An 11777-nucleotide genomic window follows, 5' to 3' on the forward strand; every position below is an offset into this window, starting at 1 on the left:
CCAAGGGTGTGTTGGGACATTGGCCACACGCTGTGGGGGGAGCGCTCTTTCAAGCGACACTTGCTCGCCCCCCCCCCCCCCTTTTCCACCCCTCCCCTCCCCCCCCCCCCCCCTCCCCCCCCCCACAATGAGATCAGCGGAACCCCCTCAGAACGTCCCATTGCGCAGCCATCGTCTGACTTCGGCCTGTATGGCATAAGCCGGCGCCTCCACCGTATTGAAGTCTTGTGTATAGCGCTGGGCAAATCCTTCGACCCCCCACTCCTGATACTGCTGCACATGCTTGAGCTCGTGCGCCCAGAGCGCGATGTCCTGCTCTGCGCTTTGTGCATCCCGGAAGAGAATGATATCGATCAGGGTCACGGCGCCCACATCGGGGTTTTGCAGCATGGCCGTGGCGGCGTTGAGTTGGCCGTTGTCCGTGACTTTATAGCGCGCGGCATCGAGGACGTCGGGTCCGTACCAGCGCAACAACTGCTCGCGAATGTGCGGGGGAATGGGGTGGATGTCGTCGGTGGCGGCTTCAGCGCGGGCCTGGGTCAGCCACAGCGCCAGGGCTGGTGCGGCGATCTGTTGGAGGTCGCCCGTGAGGGGGGCGAGCAGTGGCCCCAGGTCGGGCAGGCAGATGCAACTGTCCAGGCACACTTGTTTCTCGCCAGCTGGGCAGGCGTTGCTCTGGGCCTGTACGTCAAGTGTGAGGCAAAGCACGAACAGCGCCAGCAGACGCGTTGTGATGGGCGGCATTGGGCGCTCCTGAGGCGCGATGATTGGACACATTCGACCGACGATCCGCGTCACTTTATCCGTAAAAGCCGTAGAGGATGATGGTTCATGAATTGTGATCTATAGGATCATTAATCATCATTTTACATGATCAAGCGGCCGGCCTACCTTGGCTCTGCCAGCCGCACTGACTATTCGCCTGGCACTCCCGAAAACAAAAAGAGATGGCTCTTATCCACCACCAGGGGACACCCGCCATGAGCAACCAGCCAGCAGAGATCGCCCACTACATTCACGGTCGCGCCACACCGGGCCAATCCGGTCGCGCGCAGAACGTCACCAATCCGGCTTCCGGTGCCATTACCGGCTCAGTGGCCCTGGCCAATGTCTCTGAAGTCGACGCGGCGGTGCAGTCGGCCGCCGCCGCATTCCCGGCCTGGTCGGCGACGCCGCCGCTGCGCCGGGCGCGGATCCTGTTCAAGTTCCTGGCGTTGCTCAACGAGCACCGCGACACCCTGGCCCGGATGATCACCCGCGAACACGGCAAGGTCTTTACCGATGCCCAGGGCGAAGTGACCCGCGGAATCGAAGTGGTCGAGTTTGCCTGCGGCATTCCGCAACTGCTCAAGGGCGACTACACCGAACAGGTGTCGACCAACATCGACAACTGGACCGTGCGCCAGGCGCTGGGGGTGGTGGCCGGCATCACGCCGTTCAACTTCCCGGTGATGGTGCCGATGTGGATGTTCCCGGTGGCCATCGCTTGCGGTAATACCTTCGTGCTCAAGCCGAGTCCGATCGACCCATCGCCCTCGCTGCTGATCGCCGAGCTGTTCAAGGAAGCCGGGTTGCCGGACGGCGTGTTCAACGTGGTGCAGGGCGACAAGGAAGCGGTGGATGCACTGCTCGATCATCCGCAAGTGCAGGCGGTGAGCTTCGTCGGTTCGACGCCGATTGCCAATTACATCTACGAAACCGGTGCCCGCCATGGCAAGCGCGTGCAGGCATTGGGCGGGGCGAAGAACCATATGGTGGTGATGCCCGATGCGGATATCGATCAGGTGGTCGATGCACTGATCGGCGCGGCGTTCGGTTCTGCCGGCGAGCGTTGCATGGCGATTTCGGTGGCAGTGTTCGTCGGTGATGTGGCCGATAAGGTCATGCCGAAACTGGTGGAGCGTACCCGCACTCTGAAGATTCTCGAAGGCATGAACCTCGAGGCCGAGATGGGGCCGATCGTTTCGCAAGCGGCTCACCAGCGCATCACCGGCTACATCGAGCAAGGCATCGCCGAAGGCGCCGAGCTGCTGGTCGACGGCCGTGGCTTTGATGGCTCGCAGGCCGGCCAAGATTGCGCCGATGGTTTCTGGCTCGGCGGCACGATTTTCGATCACGTCACCCCCGAGATGAAAATCTACCGGGAAGAAATCTTCGGCCCGGTGCTGGCCTGCTTGCGCGTGAAGGATTTCGCCGAGGCGGTGAATCTGGTCAACGCCCACGAGTTCGGCAACGGCACCGCGTGCTACACCCGCGACGGTCACATCGCCCGTGAATTCGCCACACGCATTCAGGTGGGCATGGTCGGCATCAACGTGCCGATTCCGGTGCCGATGGCCTGGCACGGTTTCGGTGGCTGGAAGCGTTCGCTGTTCGGTGACATGCACGCTTACGGCGAAGAGGGCGTGCGCTTCTACACCAAGCAGAAGTCGATCATGCAGCGCTGGCCGAACAGCATTGCCAAGGGCGCCGAATTCGCCATGCCGACCGCCAAATAAGTGTTGTCGTTTTCCGGGTGGGAAGGCGTGTTGGCGCGGGCTGGCACGGCTTCCGCTTTCCCTGGGGGAGCGAGTGACTCGCTCCCGATTTTTTGAGGGTTTACCCTTACTCATCATCTTCAGGTGTCGTCATGTCCAACGCTCTGTTGTCCCTTTTGAACATTGAACTGCCGATCATTCAATCGCCGATGGTGGGTGTCTCCACGCCCAGGCTCGCGGCAGCCGTGTCCGATGCCGGTGGGCTCGGTTCCATCGGCATCGGGGCGAGCACTGTCGAACAGGCGCGGGCCATGCTGCGTGAGACGGCAGCCCTGACGGACAAACCTTTCAATGTGAACCTGTTTTGCCACGCGCCTGCGAAGCACGACGCCGCACGCGAATCGCAATGGCTGAAGTTCCTAGCACCGTTTTTCACCGGGTTCGACGCTACCGCGCCGACCTCGCTGCGCGAGATCTACACCTCGTTCGTCGAAGACACCGGCATGCTGCAGATGCTGCTGGAAGAAAAACCTTCGGTGGTCAGCTTCCATTTCGGCTTGCCGCCGCAATCGGCCATCGATGCGCTCAAGGACGCCGGCATCGTCCTGCTGTGTTCCGTGACCAGCCTGAGCGAAGCCCAGCAGGCGGAGCGTGCTGGCGTGCATGTCTTGGTGGCGCAAGGTTACGAAGCGGGGGGACATCGTGGGGTGTTCGATCCGCAGCAAGACAGTGAAATGGGCACCTTTGCCCTGGTGCGCGTGCTGGCCGAAGCCTGCCGACTGCCGGTGATCGCGGCGGGCGGCATCATGGACGGCGCTGGCATCAAGGCCGTCATGCAGTTGGGCGCCAGCGCCGCGCAGTTGGGTACGGCATTCATCTTGTGCCCGGAATCCTCGGCCAACGCCGCTTATCGCGAAGCCCTGAAAGGCCCGCGTGCCCATCTGACCCGCGTCACCAGCGTCATCTCCGGTCGTCCTGCCCGGGGCATGGTCAATCGCAACTTCACCAGCCTTGAAGCCAATGCCCCGGCAGTGCCGGACTATCCCATTGCCTATGACGCGAACAAAGCGCTGAACGCCGCAGCAGCGATCAAGACCAACACCGATTTCGCCGTGCAATGGGCCGGGCAGGGCGCGCCACTGGCCCGGGAGATGCCCGCGGCAGCGTTGGTGAACCTGCTCGCCGCCGAAATGAACATCTGACACAAGCCCCTTGTAGGAGCGAGCATGCTCGCGAAGAACCTGAGGACACCGAGGTGATTCAGGTTTCCCGCGTCATCGTTGACCTCCATCGCGAGCATGCTCGCTCCTACAGGTTTGATGCGCCGGATCAATCGATCGCGGTCCCCAAGACTTCAACAATCCGCCGGGCAATGTGCTCGACGTGTGTCTCCAGCGCAAAGTGCCCGGTATCCAGCAATTCGACGACCGCATTCGGATTGTCGCGCTTGAACGCCTCGGCGCCCGGCGGAATGAAGAACGGATCGCCTTTGCCCCAGATCGCCAGCGTTCGCAGCTGATGCTCACGGAAGAATTGCTGAAACGCCGGGTACAGCGCCAGGTTGTTCTGATAGTCGTAGAACAGATCGAGCTGAATGTCCTTGTTACCGGGACGCTCCAGCAGCAGGGCGTCCAGGTAATACGCTTCGGGTGCGATGGTGTCCGGGTTGCTCACGCCTTCCACGTACTGCCAGCGGGTGCCTTCCAGATGGAGGATGGCATCGTTGATCGTCTGGCGATTCTCCTTCGACGGGTCTGCCCAGTACTGGCGGATTGGTGCCCAGGCCTCGCCCAGTCCCTCCAGGTAAGCATTACCGTTCTGGGAAATGATCGCGCTGACCCGTTCCGGATGTGCCAGCGCCAGACGCAGGCCCGTTGGTGCGCCGTAATCGAAAAAGTACAGGGCATAACGCTTGAGATCGAGCGCGTCGACGAAGGCCTCGAGGGTCTTGCCGAGGGCATCGAAGGTGTAGACGTAATTGCGCTCGGCCGGCACCTGGGTAAAGCCGAACCCTGGCAGATCCGGCGCGATGAGGCGGTATTTGTCGGCCAGCAGCGGGATCAGGTCGCGGAACTGATGGGAAGAACTGGGGAAACCGTGCAACAGCAGCAACACCGGTGCATCCGCCGCACCGGCTTCGCGATAGAAAACCCGTACGCCGTCGGCTTCGACGAATTGGTAGGCCACGTGGGTGTGTTGGGACGATGGCATGGCTGACACTCCTGTAACTTGTAAAGATGACTTATGATGGTTACAGAAAGCTATTCTGCACAACTTCTGTAACTGGTCAAATTAAATTTAAAGGTTACAATTTCCTCATTGATTCCCGAGATACATGCCATGACTGCCATCGACGCAACACCTGATCTTCCTGCTCCGTTGGTCCTGGCCGACCATCCGGCGCTGGATTTGTTGAACACGCAAATGATGGTCGAGGGACACAAACGTGATCTTCTGCAAAGCGACCTGCAGGCGGCGCAATGGTTGGAACAGATCGGTCTGGACCCGGTTGCTGGTGATGGTCGATTGCTCGATGAGCTGCGGGCACTGCGTGAGAGCATCGAAAGCCTGATCGCTGCCCGTCGTGAAAACCGCTCGGCGGATCCGGCGGCACTGAACAGGTTCCTGCTCGGCGCTGTTCCGCAGTTGGTTTGGGAGCCGTCGAGGGCGCCCGAGCTGGATCGTTTCCATCAACCGGATGTGTTGACTCGGCAATTGAGCCGGCTCGCCTATGCCGCCGCCGAGTTGCTGGCCGAGGGCGATTTCAACCTCGTGCGTAAGTGTGAAAGTCCAGAGTGTTCGCTGATGTTTTACGACCGCACCAAGTCCCATAAACGACGCTGGTGCAGCATGGCGCTGTGCGGCAACCGGCATAAGGTGGCCGAGTTCCGCAAGCGTCGTCAGGGCGCGTGACCTGCGACCGATCATGTCCCGGTGATCGGCCTCAGTGAGGGAAGGGGGGCGCTTAGAAGTCCACGGTCGCCGACAGTTTCAGCGTGCGTGGCTCACCCTGGGTCAGGTAGTTGTTGGCGGTCGAGGCCGCCGACCAGTAAGCCTTGTTCGCCACGTTTTCGACGTTGGCGCGTAGGGTGATGTACTTGTCGTCGGCCTTGAAACCATAGCGGGCGCCGAGGTCGACGCGGGTCCAGGCCGGGATGCTCAGGGTGTTGGCGGCGTTGACGTATTCGCCGCCGGTGCGCAACAGACGACCGTTGAGCGCTGCGCCCTGAATGCCCGGCACGTCCCAGTCGGCTCCCAGGTTGTACTGGAAGCGTGGTACACCGGCGGCGCGGTTGCCGTCGTTGAGGCCGTTGGAGGTTTTCTTCTGCTCGGTGTCCATCCAGGTCGCCCCGGCTAGCACGCGCAGGCCATCCACTGGTTCGCCGAACAGGTTCAGCTCCACACCCTTGTTGATTTGCTCACCGTCGACGCTGAAGGTCGGCAGGCGGTTGCCGGCGACGGTCGAGGTGGAGCTGTTGGGCATCTCGATGCGGTACACACCCAGGGTCGCGCCGAAGCTGTTCCAATCGAGCTTGACCCCGGCCTCGGTCTGCTTGCTGCGGTTGGGGGAGAACACTTCGCCGGGGTTGGTCACGCCGGTGGAGGGCGCGGTCGGGCCTTGCTGCAGGCCCTCGATGCGGTTGGCGTAGAACGACACGTGTTCCCACGGTTTGATCACCAAACCGTAGACCGGCGTGGTGATCGACTCTTCGTAGTTGGCCGTGCGCGCGCCGCTGGTGGTGTTCCAGGCATCGGCCTCGAGGGTCTGGCGGCGCACGCCGAGGGTCAGCAACACGCGATCGTCGATGAAGCCCAGGGTGTCGGAAACGGCGGCACTCTTGACCCGGGTTTTGCCGACGATGCGCGGGTCATGGATATCGCTGCCGAAGTAGGTGTTGGTCGGGCGCGGCACTTGCACCGGGTTGTACAGGTTACCGTTCGGGCGGTTGGCCACCAGGATCGCTTCGAACGCCGAGCGCTGTTCGCCCCAGGTGCCGGACAGACCGAAATTCATTTGGTGGGTGACCGGGCCGGTGTCGAAGTGGCCGTTCAAACCGGCGATGGCGCTTTTGTTGTCTTCGTCATGGGGCGAGTAGAGGAAGCCGACCTTGCCGCTGCCGTCGTTAGCCACATACAGCGACGAATACTGGCCGTTTTCCCGGGTGTGCTTGGCGCCACCACCGGCATAGGCCGTCCAGTTGTCGTTGAGGTCGTACTCGACGTTGACCATGCCGTAGGTGTCTTCCAGCTCCGACCAGGTCCAGTCCTGGGCGTAGTTGTCGTTGGCCGACGGCGCGTGCGGGACCTTGGTGCCGGTGGGATAAACCACGGAGCGACCGTTGTTGATGCGCAGCTTCTGATAGCCCAGGTCGGTGGAGACCCGCAGGCGCTCACCGCGATAATCCAGGCCGAGGGCGATCAGTTGCGAGTGTTCGGATTCGTCGTCGACGGCGGTGTCGCCCCCGTGATTGGCCAGGTTGACCCGGGCGCCGAAGCGGTTGTCCTCACCGAAGCGCTGGCCGAGGTCGATGTGCCCGCCGACCTGAGTGTCGCTGGCGTAGTCGAGGGTCACGCTGCGGGTCGGCGTGTCCTGTGCGCGCTTGGGCACCAGGTTGATGCTGCCGCCAATGCCGCTGCCGGATGGCGCCACACCGTTGATGAAGGCGTTCGGGCCCTTGAACAGTTCGACCCGCTCAAGCGCTTCGGTGGTGATGATCTGCCGTGGCAGCACGCCGTAGAGGCCATTGAACGAAATATCGTCGGTGGTCAGCGGCAATCCGCGAATGGTGAACACCTGGGAAAAATTGCCGAAACCCGCCGATTGCCGAACGGACGCGTCGTTGAGCAATACGTCGCCCACGGTGCGCGCCTGCTGGTCCTCGATGGTCTTGGCGGTGTAGCTGACCACGCTGAACGGCACATCATTGATGCTGCGATTGCCCAGCACACCCAGGTGCGCTGTCTTTGCCATCTGACCGCCAGCATAGGTGTCTGCGTCCTCGGCGACGCCGTTGACCGTGGTGGCGCCCAGCTCCAGTGCTGCGCCGCTGTCCACCCGTGGCGCCACGGTGTAGCTGTCGGCGCCGGTATTGATCAGCGAGTAGCCGCTGCCTTGCAGCAACCGGTCGAAACCGGACTGCACGCTGTAGTGGCCTTGCAGGCCAGCGCTTTGCAAGTCATTGAGCAGGGTGGCATCGAACGACAGCAGTACGCCCGATTGCACCGCGAATTGCGCCAGTACGCTGGACAGGGAGCCCGGGCCGATGCTGTAGCTGCGCGTGGCAGCACTTTGTGTGGTGTCGGCGGCCAGGGTGCTGTGAACCGGAGCAACGGCGGTCAAGGCGATGGCCAGGCTTAGAGCGTTCATGGGAAGGCGGGCGGGACGGTTTCGGGAAAGGGACTGCGACGATCTGGATGTCATGCGGCATGCCTGTGGATGCGAAGGTAAAAGAGAGTTTCCCTACACACCGAACGACCGCGAAAAAGGTATCAGCGAAAGTAGAAAATAATTTCAGGTGACGAATCAGACCTGTGTATCTGAACGTATCTCTCACGCTGACTGCTACTTGCGCATACAAAAATCGACCTCCAGCGACACGAACGCGATACACCCTGGCCGCGTAATGGACATGCCTCACAAAGGCATCCCGCGCACTGTTTACCCCGCGCTCATTGGAGAACTGCGATGTCCCGAAATAACAAAACCATCCGCCTGCTCGGTGCTGCTTTCGTCGCCGCGACGCTGACTGCTTTCGCCGGTCTGTCCCAGGCCCAGGAAACCAAGCCAGCCGCTACCGCTGCGCCGGTCAAGAACTGGCAGACCGGCCTCAAGCGTACCGACCTGATCAAACGCGATCTGGATGTCGAAGGGCAAGAGGTGATTCAGGTGATCGTCGATTTCGATCCGGGCGTCGTTTCGCCAAGACATGCCCATCCGGGCGTCGAAGTGGCCCACGTGCTTTCGGGTACTTTCGAGTACGAACTCGAAGGCCAGCCAAACGTCGTGCTCAAGGCCGGCGAGTCCCTGTACATCCCGGCCGGCACCGCCCATGTGGCGAAGAACATCGGCAAGGACAAGGCGTCGGAACTGGCGACCTACATCGTCAAGAAAGACACGCCGTTGTTGATCCTCAAGTAGTAGCCGTCTGTAACCTTCAGACGAGCGGAGGGGATTTGCCCCGGTACCTGTGGGAGCGAGCCTGCTCGCGAAAAACGTTTGGGCGATGGAGTCAGTCAGACAGCACGCGTTATCGTTGACGTCCATCGCGAGCAGGCTCGCTCCCACAACGGCCAGCCGCAATAACGCAGGCAACACCAATCAACCCCAACGCCACGCCAAAGGTCATGCGCATACCGTGGGCAACCGCCTGCGGGTGCGTAGTAACGACCGTCGTCTGCGCCCACGCAAACACCGCCCCCATCGCCGAAGCGCCGGTGATCAACCCCAGATTGCGCGACAGGTTCAAAAGACCGGACACCACACCCCTTTGCTCCGGCAGGACATCGGCCATCACCGCTGTGTTGTTGGCCGTCTGAAACAGCGCATAACCCAGGGTGATCACGACCATCGGGGCAATGTACCCACCGATACCCAAGGTGCCCGGCAAGATCGACAACAGCAGGCAGCCGAACGCGAGGACGATCAACCCCGCGATGGTCATGGTCCGGCCGCCGAAACGGTCGACGATGCGTCCGGCAGGCACGCCACTCAGCGCGACGATCAACGGCCCGATCGACAACACCAGCCCGACCTGGACCGTACTTAACCCAAGCGCTTGCGCCAGGTAAAACGGCCCGACCACCAGCGTCGTCATGATCACCGTGGTCACCAACAGGCTCATGACCAGGCTGGCGCTGAGCTGCGGATCGCGAAACATCGTCAATCGGATCAAGGGCGCAGCGACGCGTTGCTCGGCCCACACAAACAGTCCGACACCGACGCAAGCCGCCAGCAGGAGCGCGATATTGAGCGGGCCGAAATGCCCGTGTCCCTGAGTCATGGCCAGTGCATAGGCGGCAAGCGTGAGGCCCAGCAGTAGGGTGCCCAGGGGATCGAATACGCTCCGTGAGGCTTTCGCTCTCGGCTGATCAGTGGGTAGAAAACGACGAGCGAGCAACAGGGTCAACACGCCCAGGGGCACGGTGATCAGGAAAATCGCCCGCCAACCGAACCCGGCGATCAGTACGCCACCGAGTGACGGACCCATCGCCGTGCCAATGGCCGACATCGTGCCGAGCAAGCCCATGGCGCTACCGGTTTTGTCCTTTGCCACCGTGTCACCGACAAACGCCAGGGTCAGCGCCATCATGATCGCTGCGCCAAGCCCTTGCAGCGCCCGTGCGCCAATCAGCAGGTCAAGGTTCGGCGCCAGGCCGCACAAGGCCGACGCCAGAGTAAATACAGCGATCCCGGTCAGCAGCAGGCGCCGTCGACCCACCAGGTCACCGAGGCGCCCGACACTGACGATCAGGGTGGTGATGGCCAGCAGATAGGCGAGGACGATCCACTGCACTTGTTGAAAGGACGTATCGAACGCCTGGGCCAGCGTCGGCAAGCCGACATTGGCGATGCTGGTGCCCAGCGAAGACAGCAACATCGACAGTGAGAGGCTGACCAGCGCCCACCTGACGGACGGCGTCCGTTGTCCGTGTTCTGTGACGGTTGCCGTGGAATCCATGCTGATCCTCATTCGTGGCCACTCCCGATTGGAGCTACCGCAAATCTACTGCCGGGCCTAACATGGCGGAAGGCGCATGGGTTGCACGTAATAGATGCAGCGAACGCCATGTCACCCGGCTGCGAGGCATTGCATGTCTACACCTGATTTCAACCTGTTGATCACACTGGATGTGTTACTGACCGAGGGCAGCGTGGCGCGGGCAGCCAAACGCTTGCGCCTGAGCCCTTCGGCGATGAGCCGGGCGCTGGCGCGGTTGCGTGAGACCACGGGCGATCCATTGCTGGTCAGGGCAGGGCGTGGTCTGGTGCCCACACCGCGGGCGCTGGAATTGCGCGAGCGGGTCAGCCAGCTTGTGTTGGAGGCTGAAGCCGTACTGCGCCCGGCCGAACAACCGGACCTGCGACACCTGATACGCACCTTCACCCTGCGCACCAGCGAAGGCTTTGTCGAAAACTTCGGCGCGGCGCTGATCGCCCGCGTCGCCGAGCAAGCGCCGGGCGTGCGACTGCGCTTCGTGCACAAACCCGACAAGGACAGCACGTCACTGCGCGATGGCACGGTGGATCTGGAAACCGGTGTGGTTGGGAAAGAGGCAAGTCCGGAACTGCGCACTCAGGGCTTGTTCCGTGATCGATTCATTGGCGTCGTGCGTTCTGGCCATCCGCTGGGCGACGGCGAAATCACACCTGAGCGCTACGCAGCGGGCAGCCATATCAGCGTGTCCCGGCGTGGACTGGAGAGGGGGCCGATTGACGAGGCCCTGGAGCCCCTCGGTTTGCAGCGACGGATCGTGACCATTGTCGCCGGCTTCTCCACTGCCTTGGCGCTGGCCCGCTACAGTGACCTGATCGCCAGTGTGCCTGAACGCCATACCACCAACCTGCGAACCGGCCTGCACAGTTTTGCGCTGCCGCTGGTCGTACCGGAATTTACGGTCGCCATGCTCTGGCATCCACGGCTGGATGCCGACCCGGTGCATCGCTGGTTGCGCGGTTGCCTGCGTGAAGTGTGCGCGCCGGCATCCGAAGCAGCGTCTTAAAAAGTAAAGGAGCGTGACGAACGGGGCCCGGATTGAGCCATCTCGATCTCGAGCAAATGCTCGGCCAGCACGTCGTTGAGGAAACGGAACTGATCGTTGAGCCCGATCACTTCGTTGTTGAAGTGATGACCGGCTGCCGGAATCAGCAAGGCTTCGAATTTTTCGTCGAAAACCAGGGTCAACACCTTACGAGACTCGTATTGCTGCGCGTAGTAGTTGTTGCCGAACACCGGGAAGCTCACGGCCAGGGTGACTTCGTTGATCATGACGTGCGCTCCTCGGACAGGACGAACCAGGCAAATACGCTCAACGTGAAGGCCGTCAGGGCCAGACAGGTCAGGAGATGGATCAGCATGGTTCGCCCCTCCGCTACAGGTTTCGTGTTGGGTTGGAATTGATCCTACGCTGACGGGTGGCGGGCGGAAGGCAATCGTGGCGATGGTGAATATCGATGCAAGTGATGGTCGTTTTGTCGGTGTTCTTGCGGGCCACTTCGCGAGCAGGCTCGCTCCCACATTTGGAATGCATTCCCTTGTGGGAGCGAGCCTGCTCGCGAATTCCAGCGGCCAACTGCATTTA

General features: G+C 61.7%; 10 protein-coding genes. 5 read left to right on the plus strand and 5 right to left on the minus strand.

The window, feature by feature from the left end; translation table 11 throughout:
- Positions 1-147 precede the first annotated feature (147 nt).
- Positions 148-744, minus strand: a complete 597-nt coding sequence (locus tag ACSFE6_RS28920) for an eCIS core domain-containing protein (protein ID WP_435430802.1) — start codon at positions 742-744, stop codon at positions 148-150.
- A gap of 236 nt (positions 745-980) precedes the next feature.
- Between ACSFE6_RS28920 and ACSFE6_RS28925 the strand changes: the two genes are divergently transcribed.
- Entirely contained in the window at positions 981-2498 is a 1518-nt protein-coding gene (locus ACSFE6_RS28925; protein WP_435430803.1) for a CoA-acylating methylmalonate-semialdehyde dehydrogenase, read from the plus strand.
- 131 nt (positions 2499-2629) lie between these two features.
- Entirely contained in the window at positions 2630-3679 is a 1050-nt protein-coding gene (locus ACSFE6_RS28930) for an NAD(P)H-dependent flavin oxidoreductase (RefSeq protein ID WP_435430804.1), read from the plus strand.
- Positions 3680-3806: 127 nt separating this feature from the next.
- Here ACSFE6_RS28930 and ACSFE6_RS28935 read toward each other — a convergent pair whose 3' ends face one another.
- Positions 3807-4688 (minus strand): alpha/beta fold hydrolase, encoded by an 882-nt coding sequence (locus ACSFE6_RS28935; protein WP_435430805.1) that lies wholly within the window; start codon positions 4686-4688, stop codon positions 3807-3809.
- Between the two features lie 129 nt (positions 4689-4817).
- On the opposite strand from ACSFE6_RS28935, the gene ACSFE6_RS28940 reads away from it, so the two are divergent.
- Positions 4818-5390: a CGNR zinc finger domain-containing protein gene (locus ACSFE6_RS28940; protein WP_435430806.1), complete on the plus strand. Its 573-nt coding sequence runs from the start codon at positions 4818-4820 to the stop codon at positions 5388-5390.
- 52 nt (positions 5391-5442) lie between these two features.
- On the opposite strand, the gene ACSFE6_RS28945 is transcribed toward ACSFE6_RS28940, so the two are convergent.
- Complete coding sequence (locus ACSFE6_RS28945; protein WP_435430807.1) at positions 5443-7845, minus strand: TonB-dependent siderophore receptor; 2403 nt, start codon at positions 7843-7845, stop codon at positions 5443-5445.
- Between the two features lie 318 nt (positions 7846-8163).
- On the opposite strand from ACSFE6_RS28945, the gene ACSFE6_RS28950 reads away from it, so the two are divergent.
- Positions 8164-8616, plus strand: a complete 453-nt coding sequence (locus ACSFE6_RS28950; protein WP_435430808.1) for a cupin domain-containing protein — start codon at positions 8164-8166, stop codon at positions 8614-8616.
- Between the two features lie 109 nt (positions 8617-8725).
- Here ACSFE6_RS28950 and ACSFE6_RS28955 read toward each other — a convergent pair whose 3' ends face one another.
- Positions 8726-10156 (minus strand): MFS transporter, encoded by a 1431-nt coding sequence (locus ACSFE6_RS28955; protein ID WP_435430809.1) that lies wholly within the window; start codon positions 10154-10156, stop codon positions 8726-8728.
- Positions 10157-10289: 133 nt separating this feature from the next.
- Between ACSFE6_RS28955 and ACSFE6_RS28960 the strand changes: the two genes are divergently transcribed.
- A complete protein-coding gene (locus tag ACSFE6_RS28960) occupies positions 10290-11198 on the plus strand; it encodes a LysR family transcriptional regulator (protein ID WP_435430810.1) in 909 nt (302 codons plus the stop codon).
- On the opposite strand, the gene ACSFE6_RS28965 is transcribed toward ACSFE6_RS28960, so the two are convergent.
- Positions 11195-11464, minus strand: a complete 270-nt coding sequence (locus ACSFE6_RS28965; RefSeq protein WP_435430811.1) for a hypothetical protein — start codon at positions 11462-11464, stop codon at positions 11195-11197. The two genes, ACSFE6_RS28960 and ACSFE6_RS28965, sit on opposite strands and share 4 nt — an antisense overlap.
- Positions 11465-11777 lie beyond the last annotated feature (313 nt).

It is taken from the genome of Pseudomonas baetica (assembly GCF_051216495.1).
GTDB lineage: Bacteria > Pseudomonadota > Gammaproteobacteria > Pseudomonadales > Pseudomonadaceae > Aquipseudomonas > Aquipseudomonas baetica_B.

What these genes read in the sequence shown, in the direction of transcription:
- ACSFE6_RS28920 (WP_435430802.1), bottom strand. Translation starts at nt 744, where the DNA reads ATGCCGCCCATCACAACGCGTCTGCTGGCGCTGTTCGTGCTTTGCCTC.
- ACSFE6_RS28925 (WP_435430803.1), top strand. Translation starts at nt 981, where the DNA reads ATGAGCAACCAGCCAGCAGAGATCGCCCACTACATTCACGGTCGCGCC.
- ACSFE6_RS28930 (WP_435430804.1), top strand. Translation starts at nt 2,630, where the DNA reads ATGTCCAACGCTCTGTTGTCCCTTTTGAACATTGAACTGCCGATCATT.
- ACSFE6_RS28935 (WP_435430805.1), bottom strand. Translation starts at nt 4,688, where the DNA reads ATGCCATCGTCCCAACACACCCACGTGGCCTACCAATTCGTCGAAGCC.
- ACSFE6_RS28940 (WP_435430806.1), top strand. Translation starts at nt 4,818, where the DNA reads ATGACTGCCATCGACGCAACACCTGATCTTCCTGCTCCGTTGGTCCTG.
- ACSFE6_RS28945 (WP_435430807.1), bottom strand. Translation starts at nt 7,845, where the DNA reads ATGAACGCTCTAAGCCTGGCCATCGCCTTGACCGCCGTTGCTCCGGTT.
- ACSFE6_RS28950 (WP_435430808.1), top strand. Translation starts at nt 8,164, where the DNA reads ATGTCCCGAAATAACAAAACCATCCGCCTGCTCGGTGCTGCTTTCGTC.
- ACSFE6_RS28955 (WP_435430809.1), bottom strand. Translation starts at nt 10,156, where the DNA reads ATGGATTCCACGGCAACCGTCACAGAACACGGACAACGGACGCCGTCC.
- ACSFE6_RS28960 (WP_435430810.1), top strand. Translation starts at nt 10,290, where the DNA reads ATGTCTACACCTGATTTCAACCTGTTGATCACACTGGATGTGTTACTG.
- ACSFE6_RS28965 (WP_435430811.1), bottom strand. Translation starts at nt 11,464, where the DNA reads ATGATCAACGAAGTCACCCTGGCCGTGAGCTTCCCGGTGTTCGGCAAC.